The sequence below is a fragment of the Pantoea rodasii genome, assembly GCF_002095465.1.
In the GTDB taxonomy this organism is placed as follows: domain Bacteria; phylum Pseudomonadota; class Gammaproteobacteria; order Enterobacterales; family Enterobacteriaceae; genus Pantoea; species Pantoea rodasii.
In genome coordinates, this window is sequence record NZ_MLFP01000033.1 from 1 (window position 1) to 16,416 (window position 16,416).

The following is a 16,416-nucleotide window of genomic DNA, read 5'->3' on the forward strand; positions in this document are numbered from 1 at the left end:
CGCGCCGGCAACGGCGATGGCGGAAAGGGTCATTTTCATGGGTTCAGTCCTGTTGCGGGCGGCGTTCAGGTTGGGTCCAGGGCACCTCGGGGAAGGCCGTCAGGCGGATAAGGCCGTCCACGTAGTGCACGCTGAGCCGGTAGGCTTTGTGCGCATCCGGAAGCGAAGTCTTCAGGTTGCCGTTGATGGTGCTGGCGCTCAGCGTGCCCTGGACGATGACGTCGCCGGTGGTGGTGTCGGTCATTTCGTCATCGATGCGGAACACGGAGGAGACGCCGTTCTTTTTGATGTACTCGGCTTCGGCGGCAAGCTGCTTTTTCATGTCGTCACGGTTTTCTGCGGGAACGAAGCGCAGCAGGGCGGCGTGCTGGCTGTCCACGGTTTCCGGCGTGACGGAGAGGCGGAGGTTAATGAAAGAGCGCACCAGCATGCCGTTTAAGGCCGCGTCTCCGGAGGCGGAACCGGAGGTGAACGGGCGGTCAAAAATCATCGGAGTAGTGATGGTCCTCTGCGTTTTCGCAAAGTGCCACGCCAGCGCGCCCGTGACGACGGTGCTGGCGGCGAGAATAAACACGAGCAGCGAAAGCGCGCACAGGGCCAGAATGATTACCCGGTTGCGCCCCTCCCGGACCTGATACTTCATAGCGTTATCCTTTTAATAAGCGCCACCCGGAGGCGGCGCGCGGGTTACTGCATCCAGTGCCGGTTGCCCGAATCGGGCACGCGGCGGAACTGCAGCCGGAGCAGCGCGGTGGGCAGGTACCAGTAAAGAAGGTTCAGGAGCCACCAGGTGCCCTGCCCCTTCTTCAGGTGGCGAACCAGCAGCCAGAGCGCGGCGGCCACAATCAGCATGATGATGAACATGTCGCAGAGCAGGCCGATACCGGCGCACGCAAGGATGAGCACGGCCTCCTCTGTGGGGAGTCCGATAAGGCGTTTCTGCTGATTGAGGGTTTCCGGGAACTGGTACTGAAGCGATTCCCTGTCCATGCGGGATTAACCGGCCAGGGCGAAGAACGTGCGGGTGATAACAATAAGGAAAGCCAGGCCGCCTACGAAGAGCGCCGGGTTACGGGTTTTGATAAAGGTGATGATGGAAATGATGATTTCCGCGATGTACAACCCCCACTCGACGGTGCTGCCATGGCCAAACGTATCCTTGGCGTCCTGCTTCTGGCTGGAGAGCAGGTCTTCGGCGCGGACCAGGTGCGGCAGAGCTAAGGCCAGAATGACCAGCGCCATCAGCAGCACGTTCGCGCGGTGGCGCGAAAGCAGGCTAAAGGCGCGACGGGTGATGCCGATATGTCCCTGTGGCGCCGCCTCGCTGAGCGCCGGGCAGGCTCCCGCAGACCCCTGCACCTGTGCCGGGTGTGACGTGACAACTTTCATGTGTAAAACCCTCTATTTGAGTTAAAGAACTGTCAGTGTGCGTAAACAGACGTAACGCGTCGTAAGTGTACATTTTCTCAAAAAAAAAAATCTGTGACGCATGTCACACTTTTAAGGACTCTCATGCATTTTTTTAGGATTAATCCTGAAAGGCCGTGGCGTACGCTTGCTGCCTGTCCAGGGTGAGCCTCGAAAGGGGGTAATAACGCATGAAAGTAAAAGAAAAGATGGGCGACGGGCGCGGACGACCGCGTAAATATGCCCGCGGTGAAATGCAGTACCGGAAACTGTGGCTGCCGGAAAATCTGCTGATGGAATTACGCGTGGCGGCGCGCGTCCGGCGATTTACCACCAACGATGAAATCATCAGCCGGTTAATAACGTCGATGCAGTTTTCACCCCGCCGTCACGTCATAAAAACGAATGAGGGACAGCGGCTGGTTGCGCTGGCCAGGATGTTCGATGAGTTTATTCAGTCTCGTCTGGATATTATCCGGGCGGAGTTTCAGCAGAATGAAATGGGAAACGCGGAAAAGAAACCGTTCGACCCCGGAAAAAATACGGCCTTCAGCAGCAGCTTTCCGGAGAATTTACGGCGTGACATGGAAATCAGTGCCCGCTTTAACCGCCGCAGCGTGAACATGGAAATACAGCAGCGCCTGCTGGCCTCGCTGAATTATTTAACGGAGCAGCAGCTGCCAGAGAACGAAGAGGTCAGAAGGCTGCGCGAGCTGGCCCTATTATTTGACGAGTTTATTCTGGAAAAAGTGGTGGTGGCCGAGAATCCGCTCACGGGTAAACAGCAGGAGCCCTGATTAAAACCACCTGATGATTTTCATTAAAATTAATAAACAGCCTGTTCATCCCTTCCCTTTATTTCTCACAGCATAGCTTAAAACCAGAGGCATTGCCGCCGCAGCGGGAGCATTCACGCACGGCGGCCATGATAAATAAGTATATAGTAAATTCATTGGGTCATGAGAAGGTGAATAATATTAACATTCCTGAGTAAAGATACTGTTATCAAGAAGCTTTTCCTGAAATTTTTGACAAGCAGGATGGCATACACAGACTCAACGTCAATGCTATGAAATTTCCAGCCTTAAAGAGTAAGTCACCACACTCTTCACCCTCGCCTGAAAAAGCCATATCGTTTTATTTCACCGAATAATCACGCTTACGGAGTGAATGAATCAGAGAGAGCTCAGAAAAATAAATATCCTGTGCAACTGGATTAAAGCCACCATCAAGGGCACTCATCAGCCAGAGCAGCGGATGGTGCATAATCCGGTAGTGTTACGCTACCGGATTTAAACTCTTATACAGAGAATGTCACTCTTCAAGAATAAAGTATTTGCTCTCGGCTTTATCTTCAGCCGTGCTCATTCCTGTCAGGTTCTGGTCAATCATCTCTTCCAGCGCCTGCGGCCCGGACTCACCGCGCAGATGCAGATACATTTCAGTGAGCATGGCCATCATGATGCTGGTTCCCTCACGGGTGCCCGCCACGCGGCGTATTAAATCCCGGTTAAATTCTTCCATGTCGAATTTATTCCCCTCGCCCTGGTGTTTTTTCACCATCAGACCGATGCCGACGAGTTCATTCACAACGGAGGAAAAGTTAACCTCACCGTGACTGGCACCATTTTGCAGTTCAATCTGCACGAGTTCCTGCACTTCCCTTTCCGTTTTTTCTTTAAAGTAGATGTTCCTGCGCGCCATGCGGGTATTCCTTGTGAGCCGGGATTATTTTAATCCTGCCGGCTATGTTTAATTTGAAGTATTTTAATCAGGGAGCAATGCTGAGCGACTGCATTCCGGTATAATCTCGTATACCGTATTATTTACTCCGGTTTCAGTGTGTGTCAATCCGGCACTGTTTAATTTATCCGGGAGGTGTGTTAATCCGGCACTGTGAGGGTGGCCGGTGTGTGTTAATCCGGCACTGCAGCACGTTTTTAGGTGTGTTAATCCGGCACTATGGCTGCTTTTGATGTGTGTCAATCCGGCACTGTGGCATGTTTTATGTGTGTTAATCCGGCACTATGGCTGCTTTTGATGTGTGTCAATCCGGCACTATGCCACGCCAGTTACAATATAACTTATTGATTAAATTATATAGCCACAATTAACACACGCTACAGTGCCGTTTGCAGTGCCGGATTGACACACCAAACGGCACTGCATTAGCACACAATCAGGCACCGCACTAACACACAATCCGGCACTGTACTGACACACAATCCGGCACTGAAAAGTGTGTCAATTAGCACACAATTTAATTCATACTCGCTAAATACAGCTCAGATTTCAAACTAAGAATATGTTTTTAAAACACTAAACTGCAAGATTACATCTTGCGTGGGGTGTGATGAAATCTTACCCCTCAAAAGCGGCTTGTTAAATAACGCTATCTTCCTGAATTCTTTATATCCGTGACGAAGTTCATCAGAAGCCCGTCAGCGCATCGTGCGCGCCTGTAACGAATTATCTTGCCAGGGATGATCTGAGCGCGTATTTTTCACACGAACCCGCCTAGCGCTTTATGCGCATGCACGTGAGATTATCAGAATGAAATGGTTTGCTGTTCTCGGCCTTGCCGCTGTATTCAGCGCACAGGCCGCACCCGAAATGTGTTTTACAAAAGCCGGTCAGGATTTTGGTATTGATCCGCGCCTGCTGATGGCGCATTCAATACAGGAGTCGCGCATGCGTAATAACGCCCTGAATACGAAAAGCAGCGGCGGAACGCATGACGTGTGTAATATGCAGATCAACAGCTCTCACTTTAATCAGCTGAAAAGCTTCAATATTACGCGGGAAAGGTTACTCAGAGATCCCTGCATCTGTATTTACACCGGCGCATGGATCGAGGCCCGTAACTTCAGGCAGTACGGCAGGAACTGGGACAGCGTCGGGATGTATAACACCGGACCCAGTCCGAAGCTGATAAAACAGCGACGTGAATATGCGGCCATCATCAAAAGTATTTACCGCGTTCTGATCGCCCGCGATGAGGTTTACGCCGCGATGTCACAGCAGAATAAAAAACGCCCGAGCCGGAAAGCTTTCTCAGCGCGGACGTTAACACCGTTTCAAAATAGCCCCGGCTACCGGGGATGATCGTTATGATTTCAGCTTTGCGAACTCCTCCGCCATTTTCCACAGCGCCTGATTCAGCTTAATATCGCCATCAATGCCGGTTACCGGTCGTGTGGTGGTTCTTTTTCCCTTCGCCGTTCTTCCGGAGACGCCGCCCTTAATCAGATTCTCCTGCACGATATTAAATGCGGTCCACAGGTCGGTGCCTTTGTCATACCAGGCGCGCGGCTGAATAATTCGCTCAGCGGATACCGGCGGCTCTTTTCCGTCATATTTATACTCCAGCGCCAGCTGCCCCAGCAGGCGGCGCTCTTCGCTGTTGACCTGAATCGCTTTCATGGTGCCGATATTATTTTCCACCTTATCGAACACGCCCAGCACCTCATAAGCACCTTCGATAACCTGCGACACAATATCCCCTTTATGCGGCACGCTGATTTCACCGAACGATTTCCAGCACACCAGACCATTACTGCACACCTTCCGGAAAATACCGGGGATCATTTTATAACTGCTGGAGCCGTCATGGCTGTTCAGTAATACTATTTCGGGCACTTCTTCGCCGCCGTTATTATTTCCACGGCGCAGGCGGATCATGTGCTTGGTAAATTCACGACGCTCAGGATCGCGCACGCGCGACTGACTGGCATAAAAAGGTTCAAACCCTTCTTCACGCAGTTTATCCAGCAGCGTAATGGTAGGGATATAAGTGTAACGATCTGAGCGCGAATCGTGTTTCTCTTCGGAAAATGCACTCGGCACGACGCGCATTAATTCTTCATTGCTCAGCGGGTTGTTTTTACGGACGGAAACGGGAGCAGCGTAGCGGGTTGATAAACGGACCATAGTAATATTCCTTAAATAAATGAGAGTGAAAAAAAATAAATTCTGTAACCGGGCTTATTGCCCGGCGTCGTAGTATTCGCGGACAATAACAAATCCGGTGTCATATTCCTGGACGGCCACGGGATACCCGTTGCGGACGTAAATCTTCAGGGCCTCAGGCTCTGGGGTGGGCTCCTCAATCAGCGTCATTTCGGCAAATCGCGCCCAGTGCACGCCCGCCACGCCGGTAAACTCACCGTTTGCGCGGATCCAGCTGTACAGGTCCGAAAATTCAGCCGGGCTCAGGTCGCTGTTATCCTCGCCCTTCACCCGTGTTTCGGTAGATTCGGCAGCGGCGGTTCTGACGTTCTGTGTGTTCATGCTGGTCCTCCTGTTTTCGGTTGCTGAAACCATGTTTCGGTGAGTTCGTTGCGGCGAAGGGCAAAGGAGCATCGACGAAGAGAGGGCATAAAGGGGCGACGGCAAAAAGTTTTTGCGGCACCTGGCAAAAAGTTTTTACCGGCGTGCATTTCACCCCTTTCTGCACGAACCGGCGGTGCTACGAAAAGCCCTCCGCAACGGGCTGGCCGGAACATGCGCAGCCGGAGGGTAGATGAGCACGAACACACCCCGGACGGCTCCGCCGGTCCGGCCCTCAGCGGCCACGGCTTTTTGTGGCCAGTGAACGCGCGGGCGCCCGCCCGCTGCAGGGGTTGACCTCAGCCATCAGACCCTAGCCGCAGGCCCGGAACGCGGCCTTTCGCGGTCCGGCGGAGCTTACCGGCTGTGCCGGTTAGCGCAGTAGGGCTCGACGACCCGGCCTGCCGGGGAGCCGAAGGTGGCCATGGTCCGTGACCTTATGGGGTTAATGATTCAGAGGAGCAGCAGGAAGAAAGAAGAGAAGACGCAGAGAAGACCAGACCCCGGGAGAAAGCGCAGGCGAAGGGAGAGAGGCGGTGCGTCAGCACCGGCTTTTCCCGGCCCGCAGGGTCATCCCCCTTATGCTTTACAGCGCCGTTCGTGCGTTCTGCGGATTTCCTGCCATCCGAAAATGGCCAGTTGTGATCGCGGCAACATCGTCTGTCCGCCCCGGTGCTATAGTTAGCATCGGGAACACCGGAAGTTTCCTCAAGGTAAGCTGCAAAACCGCCCGGCACTCCCGGAGCGGGCGGTGAAAGGAGGCAGGGGGTCTCCTCCCCTGCCTTTTTTCGCTTTAGTCGATAACGTTCCGGTTATACACCACTTTCCAGTCATGGTATGCCGCGCAGTCGCGCAGCGAGTCGATGCGCACCACGTTCTCCGCCACGCCATTCATCATCAGCACGCGCTCAATGCCCGCAAACCAGCTTTCCTCCGGATTAAGCGGGAACCACAGGTTACTGTTAATCCCGCTCAGCAGCGGATCGTTGCACACGTGAATGCCCCGCCCGTATCCGGTTTCGCTGCCGGTCACTGTCAGCTCGCCGCGCAGCTCGCGCGTCACGGCGCAGCGCGCCAGCTCTGTCACCACGTCATCCCAGCACCACTCTCTGTCTTCCGGCACCGGCAGCTCGACGCAGCGCAGATGCTTGCTGCCCGCCCGGGCAGTGCGCTGTGCGAGACCCAGCACGGACGGTTCGTTACTTTCGCCGTCCGCACCGGTGAGCCAGAACCCGTTGTAATAAAAGGCCTCATCGCCGTTGTCCAGGCGGATAAAGCAGAATTCGCCCAGCGCACGCGCGATGTCGGCCTGCGTCACGTTATTCTGCGTTGCCTCCGGGGACAGGGTATTTTGTACGCTCATGACTGCACCTCCAGCTGCTGGCGCACGGTGCGCATGAAGTGCGGCCAGTTGCTGAACGTCATTTTCGGGACGCGTACTCCGCGACCGCTGTTAAAGCCTTTTACAAACGCCTGCGCCTGTGCGACGATTTGCGGGTCAAAATTCATATAACTCTCCTGAGCTTTTGGTTTTGATGAGGCCGCCAGCGCATACTGGCGACCGTAGAGAAGGCAGGGGAAACCCTGCCTTTTTTACGTCTGTACGTTACCGGGCTCCCGGCGAAGGCTGATGTTGGTCAGGCGCGCCGCCAGTGCGCCGCTCGCCCGCCCCCAGGCCACCTCACCCCGGCTGCCGAACTGCGCGTGCACGATATGGCTCGCCACAATCCACGCCCGGAACGAAGACAGCGGCAGCGCACTGTCCTGGACGGTATCGGCAATCTGCTGCGCCATATCGTGCAGCGTGAACCACAGGTGCTCGTGCTCCTCGCTGGCGCTGAGGCGGTGCTTTCCCAGCTCCGTCAGGGCCGCCAGACTTTCTGCCAGCCCCGGCGTCAGGCCCGGGATTTCTGAGTGATTGGCCGCCAGCGTGGCGGCGGTAAACTGTTCTTTCATCGTGTTACCCCTTTAATCTGTTTCCTGCGCATCTGCCGGCTTAGTGCACGTTCGCCACGTGTATCGCATATCCCGCTTTCAGCAGCAGGCGCAGATCACCCATTGCCGACTGCCACGCTGCTTCGCCATCGATACCCGGCAGTCCGTGTACCAGCGCCTGACTGACGCTCGGAATGCCCTGGCCGTTTACCCATGTTTTGGGAGATTCTGGCGTGGCGGTGTTGACGTTGACGTTGTGTGTGTTCATGGCATTTCTCCTCTGAGGTGGGTTGTCATGTTTCGGTCGATCCAGTCGCGGCGAAGGGCAAAGGAGCATCGGCGAAGAGAGGGCATAAAGGGGCGACGGCAAAAAGTTTTTGCGGCACCTGGCAAAAAGTTTTTACCGGCGTGCATTTCACCCCTTTCTGCACGAACCGGCGGTGCTACGAAAAGCCCTCCGCGCCTGGAATGGCCGGAACAGCGCCACCGCGCGCGAAAACGGCATGAACACACCCCGGACGGCTCTGCCGGTCCGGGCCTCAGCGGCCACGGCTTTATGTGGCCAGTGAACGCGCGGGCGCACGCCCGCTGCAGGGGTTGACCTCAGCCATCAGACCCTAGCCGTCAGGCCCGGAACGCGTCTCTTTGCGGTCCGGCGGAGCTTACCGGCTGTGCCGGTTAGCGCAGTAGGGCTCGACGACCCGGCCTGCCGGGGAGCCGAAGGGGGCCATGGTCCGTGACCTTGTGGGGGTAGTCATTCAGGGGAACATCCGGCAAAAGAAAAAGCAGAGACAAAAGCAAAAGCAGAATGACTGCAGCAGGAAGAAAGAAGAGAAGACGCAGAGAAGATCAGACCCCGGGAGAAAGCGCAGGCAAAGGGAGAGAGCCGGTGCGTCAGCACCGGGTTTTCCGGTCCGCAGGGCCGTCGGGTTTAACGCCGCAGTATCCGGTAACCCGTCACCAGCAGCATGATGCCCAGCGCCATTACAACGTATGGCAGTCCGCCGCCAAATGTACTGCTCACCGTATCCGAGCTCTCTGCTGCGTCCGTGAGCGCTTCGGCGCTCCGTGACAGCCAGGAACCCCAGGCGAGAAGCCCCAGCCCGGACAACGGGACCAGCCCTTTCAGCAGCACTATCGCCAGCTTATCGCCCGCAGGTTCATTTGCCCTGGATGCCATCACCCTCGCCAGCAGCAGGCAAATTACGATACCCATTGCGTATTCGGTCGGGGTGAGCGCATGCGGGAAAACAAAATAAAAGAGGGTGACCCAGATGCCATTCAGCACGGCGGCCAGAAGCCAGAAACTCATGTCAGATACCTCACTCCGGTTTAAGGATTAACGGGCTTATCGGTCTTTGTCTCGATGCAGCGCACCATACCTGCACGGGGGAAATCGGACATAATGCCCCGGGGTTTAGTTATGCTTTCCCTGAACTGTTCGCAGACGTCCATGTTGGGCATGGGCGTGACGTTCCAGCTGCTGCCACCGTGCACGCCGGTCGCAATAACGAGATATACAAATACGTGTGTCATTGATTGTCCTTTTCAAGATGGCTCCTGATTCACAGGATCAGGGTATTTCAACAGATTGCCCCACACTGTGAAAGCGCACGGGACTGTTACCTTCAGCGTTTCAGCATCAGCCGGTTCGGCAGCGCCAGCCTGTCAGCATCCAGCGCCGCCTCCGTCGCGCCATTGACTTCGGCCTGAATGTCCAGCATGAGTCGCCAGAGCGGCTCTTCCCGGTACCAGGTAGGATCCAGATAGCGGCAGGAGGTAAACTTCGGCAGCCATGCTATTACCAGGTGAAAAACGTCGGATTCAAAGAACTCCTGCTCCTGCTGCCGCGCATACCATGTGCCCACCGTCAGCGGCGTCTGAAACTGTAATTCAATGGCCGACTGTCTGAGGCGCTGCTGGTAACGTCTGAGCTTCTGCTCGTGCTGCCTGCGTTCGTGGCTGATCTGCCTGTCGACACGGTGTGCGCTGCGTTTATCCAGGCGTTCGCGCTGTCTCAGCGCCGTCACCGGAAACAATCTGGGCGCGGTGTCCTGCGGCAGCGGTGACGGGCAACGCTCACCCCGTGAGGCAATCAGCGTATCCAGCGCGGTCATGTATTCCACTGCTGCGGGCGAAAAGCGATCGCGCGGGGAATATTCCGGCACGATGCGGCGCAGATGGTCTGATGTCACCGTGCGGGTGTCGCAGTAATGACGCAGAAACGCGCTGGCATACGGATGGGCACCGCGCTGTGTGCTGCCCTGCAGGCGCTTTTCAACGTCGGCAATCGCCAGGCTGACCGCACGCGTGTACGGACAGGCAGGCACAAGCGAAAGAGATCGGGGGATGATGTTCATGGTTTTTCTCCGGGTTGAATGACCGCCCCTCCGGGCGGTCTGCCGCTTTCAGCTTTCGCTGTCGTTCGCGTCTGCGCTGCCGTTTACCGCCGCATCGGACTGCAGCGGCTTCATCCACTGCGGCACCCAGCGTGTGCCCTTCAGGCAGGACTCCGCAAAGTCGGCGGCGTCACCTTTTTTCATTTTCTCTGCGTCCTTCGCGTTGCCCGTTTTGCCCGCCTCCGCGAGCGCTCCGGCAATCTGCTCTTTACTCATGCGCTTAAAGAACCCTCCGGCGGTCGGCTGCCACCAGTCGGCCAGGTCAAACCCCATCGCGGACTCCAGCGCATCAAGGGTACTGGTCTGGCTGCGCCCGTAGACGCGATCCTGGAAGCAGCACACCGCCGTGGCGCTGCAGAATCCCAGCAGCCCGTGCACGTCGTCCATGCTCCACGCCAGCAGCCAGCGGAAATCCTGCGCCCAGTTCTCCGGCAGCCGCGCCTGCCATTCAGCCTTCTGCTGCTGCATAAACTGCCACGCCTTCCCTTCCTCCTTTGCCGCTGAGTCGGAAACCAGCGCGGCGCTGTTATCCGTGAGGGTGATCTTCATCGGGGTGCTGTCATAGCTGCCGTGGCTGAAGGTGGTGCGGCACAAGGTCCAGGTCAGCATGGCGACTGAAATATCCGGCTTTGCGCTGAGCGAGGCCTGCACCGCCAGCGACCGCTCACAGGACATGGCGCGGACAAGCGCCGCCGAATAGCCCTCTGACAACGCCTGCATATCATCCCTGCTGGCGGGCGTGGTTTTCTTCGGCAGGTCAGCCACGCGCTGCACACCGCGCTGAATCACGCACGTGCCGGACTCATAGCAGATGACCGCGCCCGTTTTGTCCTTGTCCAGCGCCGCCCAGCGGCGTTTATCCGCTGCGTTCTCAATGACGGCAATCTGCGCTTTCAGCTGCGGCTTCAGCGCTTCATCGTCGGTAAGACGCCACTGCGCGCGCAGCTCGCTGACCTCTGCATCTTCTTCCGGGGTGTAGTCCGGGCAACGATCCTCCGGCACGACATAGCTGCGCTTAATTTTGCTGTCCCAGCCGTGCATCCGGCCGTCCATTCTCACTTCCGTCCAGGCAAACCCCTCTTCCTGCAGCACGGCTGCTGCCGTCTGCTGCAGTTTTTCCAGCGCGAGGCTGTCCACCAGGGCGGTATCGATGTAGCCCCCGTCATCCCCGCTGAACAGGTCGGTGCGGATGGTGCCGCCTGCGGCCAGGTAAGCGTCTTTGCCCACGAAAGCAAACTTGTGGGAGCGGCGGATTTCCGTTTCCGAGGAGGTGATCAGATTGCGGATAACGTCCGCTGACGGATTGTAGTAACCGGAGGCCTGTTCCCACACTTCCACCTGACGTTCATGGGAGTCAGCGAGCGTCAGCGCCTGGCACTGCTCAATCGTGATGTTGTCAGCAGCCAGCTCGTCAAGGATGGCGGGCGCGAGGCCGGAAAGCTTCAGGCAGCGCTGCACGTGGCGGGAGCTGTACCCCATGAGGTCAGCTATCTGCGCGGGCGTTTTGCCTTCTGCGGCCAGCGCCTGAAATCCGGCAATCTGCTCGGCGGGGTGCATATCCTCGCGCTCGCCGTTTTCCACCATCGAGGCCGCGCGGGCCAGTTCCTCAGACACCCGCTTAACGGGGATCGGCTGATCGGGCTGGTAAATGCCCTGCGCCAGCAGCTGCTGCAGCGCGGTCAGGCGGCGACCGCCGCAGGCGACACCCAGCATCCCGTCAGGCATATCGTGCGCGATCAGGTTGTGCAGCAGCCCCACGTTCTGAATGGTGGCGGCCAGCGAGTCGATGCGCGACTGGACGTAAACCCGGCTGCGCACGTTCAGGGGCGAAACGGTCAGACGTGAAAGCGGGATCATCTCAATTTCCACTTTCTCCAGCGCCTGCTCTACCGCCGCCGCTTCAGCCTTATCCGTCCGGACCTTCGCGGCACGACGCGGGGCTTTTGCTTTTAAAAGAGATGATTCTTTAGATTCCTGAGCCGGGGTGTTGACGTTCTGCTGCGACATGTTGCTCTCCTCTTCAGGGTTAAGTGATGTTTCTCTGAGTTCCTTCGCCGTGAGGGCAGAACAGCCACGCGGGGTAAAGGCATCGCGCAGGGGGAAACGGCAAAGCCGCAGCCCGAAGGGACCGGGTGCCGCCGTTTAGCCTGCGACCCTTGCGTGAGGCCGCCCGTGTGGCAGGTTTCTGCACGGCGGAGGAGCACAGAGAACAAAGACAGCACGACAGGCGATGAACATGCCGCAGTTCCGGACGGCTCTGCCGGTCCGGGCCTCAGCGGCCACGGCTTTTTGTGGCCAGTGAACGCGCGGGCGCACGCCCGCTGCAAGGGGTTGACCTCAGCCATCAGACCCTAGCCGCAGGCCCGGAACGCGTCCTTTTGCGATCCGGCGGAGCTTACCGGCTATGCCGGTTAGCGCAGTAGGGCTCGACGACCCGGCATGCCGGGAAGCCGAAGGTGGCCATGTATCGGAAGTTTTTGTGGCTTCTGAGTGGATTTTTGACGTTGAAAACGTTGATTTTTTTCAGGAGGAATAACAGGCTGGCAGCGAAATTCGGACGAATAGCCGCGGTGCCTGACTGACTGCAAAATGTACTGAATAAACGGCTAAAAACTTTCTTATTTTTTTCCTGATAAATTGATTTTCAGGTTGCCGGCAGTCACCGTGAACGGCGCCGAAGGCGCGTTTCACGAGGCCGCCGCCCCGGCGGCTGGTTTTTTGCGCCCGTTCATGCGGCGGCTGACAGAGGAAAAAAAGCGCTATAATTCAACACGACACAAACCTCATTGTTGCATTTTCTTCCTCGTTTCAGGACGAAACTAAAGCCGTTCGCGACGTTCCGGTTTTATTCAGAAGTGCCCCGGATTGTGGGGCTTTTTTTTAATTCCGGGCATCCCTTCCCCCGGGTCTGTCAGCGCTTCAGCGCATCACCGACTTTTCTGAGAGCTTCATGCTCTGATTGCCACAGGTTCGCCGCGTAACCTTCTCCGCCCTGAGCATCCTCAAGCCGCATGAAACCCCATGCCACGCGCAGCACCTGCTCCAGCGCGGCGGCGGACACGCTCACTTCACACGCCTGCTCCTCCTCATCGCGCAGGTTGTTCAGCATCTCACGCACACGATCCTGGCCAACACCGTATTCAAAGTGATACCCCTCATCACCAATGGCGCTGAGCACCCTGCCCGCCTCGTCCTCCGTTATCTCCATACATTCGCCACAGTCCATCACATCGGCTTTTGTCCAGACCAGAACGGCGACTGACTCCTCCGGGCCGAAATCATCGGCCAGATTTTTACAAATATCGATAACGCTGCCGTGCATAATTTATTCCTCCGGTGGGGGCGGCGACGCCGCCCCGTCAGTTTATTAATCAGTCCAGCGCGGCAAAAATCGCGGCGGCTTCGGGGTGGGTAAAGGCGTAGTCGGTCAGCTGGCGGTGGCGGCGGCAGTACAGCGCGCACAGCTCCGTGTCATCGTGACGGTCATACATCCAGCTGCGGTGGTTCAGCACCAGTGAGGTGATCACGATGCCCGCCGCCTCGCTGCTCAGGCGCACGTCGCTGTGATTTGCCGGATTAACGAAACGCCAGGTTTCCTCCGCTGCGGGCTTCATGAAGCCGCCGCCGGACGGCAGCAGCGCGAAATCCCACGCGCCGCCGTCGTAATCCGCCAGATAACGATCGGCGTAGAGGTACACGTTGTTTTCCGCACGCATAAAATCGTCGCCGAACAGCGCGGGCAGGAAACGCAGTCGCACGTAGCCGTCAGGGACGCGCGCGGACTCAAAAGCAGGGGTGGCAATATTCATCAGAAATCTCCGCAGTCAGGGTGGTAAACCGTTCCGGCCTGTGCCGTGACTGAATGACAGCCCGGCGAAAAGCGGAGTGTTCATGAGCACCGCCGGAAGCCGCAGCGCAAGCGAGCACGAGGCGGGATTACGCACGGCGGTGACGCGAAGCATGAGCGGAGACGCAACGGAAGTAAGCGCGCTGAGGCGAGTGCGAACGGGTGAGGACGGTGAGCTTGCGCCTCTTGAACACGCAGCGGCCGGGCTAAAGTGAAGTCACGGCACCGGCCGCAGACCGCACGGTTTTTATTCCCCCCGCCGCAGGCGGCATCAGTGAGGCGCGCAGCAACGTCCTTTTCGTCTTGTCCACATCCGGGGTGCATATCCGCCCCGGAACCCTGTGGATAAAACTGGCCCTGCCGTGCGCTGGCAGGGGTGCAGAGCACTGTTCGATTTTTAATCAGTCACGCCCTGAGGTGTTTTTGTATCACGGCCGCGCGGCGGTACAGTTCAACCAGGTCATTATCGATCCCCTCAATCAGCAGGCCGGCCATGCGCTGCTCGCGGCTGGCGCCCTGCCAGAGGTGGCGCGCAATCATGTCGCGCAGGCGCAGATGAAATTCGTACAGCGACTCTTCCAGGTCGGCGACGTCGGCCGCCAGGGCATTGTTACCAGGGTGCATAGTGTGATCGTTCATCGTGTTCTCTCCGGTTATCAGGCCGCGCGGGCGTCGCGATGGGCATACAGGCGGCGCAGGCCGGCGGCGTGGTACTGCTCCATCAGCTCGATACCAATCCAGCGGCGGCCGCACTCCTGGGCGGCCACGCAGGTCGAGCCAGAACCTGCAAACGGGTCCAGAACAATGGCGCCGGGCTGCGTGAAGGTCTCAATCAGCGGTCGCAACGCACTGACCGGCTTTTCGGTCGGGTGATGGCGGTTGCCGGTGTACTCCCAAGGCATCACGTCGGGCAGCGGCTTTGCCGGCAGCGCCGGGCGCCCTTTGGCCAGCACGTAGGCGCTTTCGTGCTGATAGCCCACGAATGCCGACTTTGAGGCGTAAGGCTTGGTGAACACGATGTGGCCCACCACGCGGAACCCCGCCGCCTTCCACGCCTGCATAAAAATGTCTATCCGGTTCCAGCCGTAGAAGCTCACCGCCAGGCTGTTGTCTTTCAGCACCCGGAACATTTCGTTGCTCGCCGGCTGGACCCACTCGCTGTTCACGTCGTTGGCAATTGAGCGGCCGGAACGGTCCTTAAAGCGAGAGGTACGGCGGATCGGTGAGAATGAAATCAATGCTCTTGTCCGGAAAACCGCCCATAACCTGTACGCTGTCGCCGTGCATGAATCGAGACATAGTGATGCTCCTGTGTATGAAGGGGGCACCGGTAGTGGTGCCGTGACCTCCACACAGACGGGCGAACAGCGGAGCAAACAGGGGCGGATGCGCAAGCCGCACGCGCCGCCGGAGCGGACTGAATGTCCCGCGCACGGCGGGGAACGGATGAGCAGTCCGGCGACAGCTTCCCTTGTTTGCGAGGCCGCCCGGCTACCGTGAGGGCACGGCACTTTACGCCCGCCGTTTTCCGGCCGGAGGACGGCATGAAGGCGGAGCGCAGCGACAACCATTTTCATTGCTGAAGTGATGCCGCCGTGACCGGCGACACCAGAGGATCTGCAGCTGCACTCCGGGCAGCGCTATTTCCCCTCCCCCTCCAACAAAATGGCATCGATGGCCATCTCCAGATGCCACCAGTTAAATCCCTCGTTTGCATCATGATGGTCTTCGGCATACTCCATGGCCGCCGCAATCTCATCCGGCGTCAATGCCGGGTTAATGCTGAGGAAGTCCTCTGCCAGCCAGAAAGTGCCGCAGCACAGATCATCATCTGCCAGGGCATCCAGCCGCGCCCTGAATTCAAGTACGGTCATTGCTCTCATTACCTGTCCGGCGGGTTGTCCCGCCGCCTCCGGTTTTCTGATCATCAGGCGGGGTCTGTTTCAACCCGTTCGGCAGGGATGGTGTCGGCACAGTGGCGCAGGAAATACCAGCTGAGACTCGTATCCGCATCGAGCGAGGCGTCGGCCAGCGCGATTGTGGCCAGCACCTCTTCGGGCGTCAGCTCCGGTGCCACGTCTTCGAAATCATCAGCTACCCACAGGTGCACCACGCAGGGTGTATCGGGTTCAAAGCGCAGTAGCTGTTGGGCCAGCTGGCCAGTGGTGAGAGGTTGATTCATGGTCACTCCGGTCTACAGGTTGCACGGCATCAGCGCCGTGACGTCACGGCAGCCGGGCTATGGCGCAGGACGCAGGGTCGAAGGACGAAGCCGCACGCGCCGCCTGAGCGGACTGAATGTCCCGCGAACGGCGGGGAACGGGTGAGTCATGAGGCGAAGCCTGCCTTGCGGACGAAGCGGCCCGGCTAAGGTGAAGTCACGGCGCAGCCCGACAGGCGGAGGGTGGTTGCATGCATTTCAGTCTAAAAAAGCCTGGGATAAACGACTGTGTGGGGTCAGGAGGGGCGCGTGAATCTTCATCAAGGTCTGGTTTGTGC

At 57.8% G+C, this 16,416-nt stretch carries 20 protein-coding genes and 1 pseudogene; 2 read left to right on the plus strand and 19 right to left on the minus strand.

The genetic code is table 11. The features are described 5' to 3' along the window. Positions 1-43: 43 nt before the first annotated feature. From HA45_RS22290 to HA45_RS22300, 3 genes are read right to left on the minus strand one after another with little or no spacing between them, the layout of a single operon-like run. Positions 44-643, minus strand: coding sequence for a TraE/TraK family type IV conjugative transfer system protein (locus HA45_RS22290; protein ID WP_100701677.1), 600 nt, complete (start codon positions 641-643; stop codon positions 44-46). 44 nt (positions 644-687) lie between these two features. Further along, a complete protein-coding gene (gene traL / locus HA45_RS22295) occupies positions 688-990 on the minus strand; it encodes a type IV conjugative transfer system protein TraL (protein WP_100701676.1) in 303 nt (100 codons plus the stop codon). Positions 991-996: 6 nt separating this feature from the next. Next, entirely contained in the window at positions 997-1,389 is a 393-nt protein-coding gene (locus HA45_RS22300; RefSeq protein ID WP_100701675.1) for a type IV conjugative transfer system pilin TraA, read from the minus strand. Between the two features lie 209 nt (positions 1,390-1,598). On the opposite strand from HA45_RS22300, the gene HA45_RS22305 reads away from it, so the two are divergent. Beyond that, positions 1,599-2,204, plus strand: a complete 606-nt coding sequence (locus HA45_RS22305) for a hypothetical protein (protein WP_100701674.1) — start codon at positions 1,599-1,601, stop codon at positions 2,202-2,204. 517 nt (positions 2,205-2,721) lie between these two features. Here HA45_RS22305 and HA45_RS22310 read toward each other — a convergent pair. Next, positions 2,722-3,111, minus strand: coding sequence for a relaxosome protein TraM (locus HA45_RS22310; protein WP_100701673.1), 390 nt, complete (start codon positions 3,109-3,111; stop codon positions 2,722-2,724). 849 nt (positions 3,112-3,960) lie between these two features. On the opposite strand from HA45_RS22310, the gene HA45_RS22315 reads away from it, so the two are divergent. Next, on the plus strand, positions 3,961-4,512 hold the full coding sequence (locus tag HA45_RS22315) for a lytic transglycosylase domain-containing protein (RefSeq protein ID WP_244563511.1): 552 nt from the start codon (positions 3,961-3,963) through the stop codon (positions 4,510-4,512). A 3-nt stretch (positions 4,513-4,515) separates the two neighbouring features. On the opposite strand, the gene HA45_RS22320 is transcribed toward HA45_RS22315, so the two are convergent. The 15 genes and pseudogenes from HA45_RS22320 to HA45_RS22390 all read right to left on the minus strand — a co-directional run bounded on the left by HA45_RS22320 (position 4,516) and on the right by HA45_RS22390 (position 16,099). Further along, positions 4,516-5,337, minus strand: a complete 822-nt coding sequence (locus HA45_RS22320; protein WP_034831247.1) for a DUF932 domain-containing protein — start codon at positions 5,335-5,337, stop codon at positions 4,516-4,518. A gap of 54 nt (positions 5,338-5,391) precedes the next feature. Beyond that, positions 5,392-5,697, minus strand: coding sequence for a hypothetical protein (locus HA45_RS22325; protein WP_100701671.1), 306 nt, complete (start codon positions 5,695-5,697; stop codon positions 5,392-5,394). An 832-nt stretch (positions 5,698-6,529) separates the two neighbouring features. Continuing rightward, positions 6,530-7,099, minus strand: a complete 570-nt coding sequence (locus HA45_RS22330; protein WP_100701670.1) for a hypothetical protein — start codon at positions 7,097-7,099, stop codon at positions 6,530-6,532. Further along, a complete protein-coding gene (locus tag HA45_RS22335; protein ID WP_100701669.1) occupies positions 7,096-7,245 on the minus strand; it encodes a succinate dehydrogenase flavoprotein subunit in 150 nt (49 codons plus the stop codon). Before HA45_RS22335 ends, HA45_RS22330 begins: the two co-directional genes overlap by 4 nt. A gap of 84 nt (positions 7,246-7,329) precedes the next feature. Further along, complete coding sequence (locus tag HA45_RS22340; RefSeq protein ID WP_100701668.1) at positions 7,330-7,692, minus strand: hypothetical protein; 363 nt, start codon at positions 7,690-7,692, stop codon at positions 7,330-7,332. Between the two features lie 40 nt (positions 7,693-7,732). Continuing rightward, positions 7,733-7,939 carry a hypothetical protein gene (locus HA45_RS22345; RefSeq protein WP_100701667.1) on the minus strand — a complete coding sequence of 69 codons (207 nt, stop codon included), beginning with the start codon at positions 7,937-7,939 and terminating at the stop codon, positions 7,733-7,735. A 663-nt stretch (positions 7,940-8,602) separates the two neighbouring features. Beyond that, a complete protein-coding gene (locus tag HA45_RS22350) occupies positions 8,603-8,983 on the minus strand; it encodes a hypothetical protein (RefSeq protein ID WP_100701666.1) in 381 nt (126 codons plus the stop codon). Between the two features lie 316 nt (positions 8,984-9,299). Beyond that, positions 9,300-10,031 carry a plasmid SOS inhibition protein A gene (locus tag HA45_RS22355; protein WP_100701664.1) on the minus strand — a complete coding sequence of 244 codons (732 nt, stop codon included), beginning with the start codon at positions 10,029-10,031 and terminating at the stop codon, positions 9,300-9,302. Positions 10,032-10,079: 48 nt separating this feature from the next. Next, on the minus strand, positions 10,080-12,077 hold the full coding sequence (locus tag HA45_RS22360) for a ParB/RepB/Spo0J family partition protein (RefSeq protein ID WP_100701663.1): 1,998 nt from the start codon (positions 12,075-12,077) through the stop codon (positions 10,080-10,082). 904 nt (positions 12,078-12,981) lie between these two features. Continuing rightward, entirely contained in the window at positions 12,982-13,392 is a 411-nt protein-coding gene (locus HA45_RS22365; protein ID WP_100701662.1) for a DUF1380 family protein, read from the minus strand. A 49-nt stretch (positions 13,393-13,441) separates the two neighbouring features. Continuing rightward, entirely contained in the window at positions 13,442-13,879 is a 438-nt protein-coding gene (locus tag HA45_RS22370; protein ID WP_100701661.1) for an antirestriction protein, read from the minus strand. Between the two features lie 443 nt (positions 13,880-14,322). Continuing rightward, positions 14,323-14,556, minus strand: a complete 234-nt coding sequence (locus tag HA45_RS22375) for a YubE family protein (RefSeq protein WP_100701660.1) — start codon at positions 14,554-14,556, stop codon at positions 14,323-14,325. Positions 14,557-14,573: 17 nt separating this feature from the next. Then, positions 14,574-15,216: pseudogene (locus HA45_RS22380) on the minus strand (DNA methyltransferase). A gap of 341 nt (positions 15,217-15,557) precedes the next feature. Further along, positions 15,558-15,791 carry a hypothetical protein gene (locus tag HA45_RS22385; RefSeq protein WP_100701658.1) on the minus strand — a complete coding sequence of 78 codons (234 nt, stop codon included), beginning with the start codon at positions 15,789-15,791 and terminating at the stop codon, positions 15,558-15,560. A gap of 53 nt (positions 15,792-15,844) precedes the next feature. Then, positions 15,845-16,099 carry a hypothetical protein gene (locus HA45_RS22390; RefSeq protein ID WP_100701657.1) on the minus strand — a complete coding sequence of 85 codons (255 nt, stop codon included), beginning with the start codon at positions 16,097-16,099 and terminating at the stop codon, positions 15,845-15,847. Positions 16,100-16,416 lie beyond the last annotated feature (317 nt).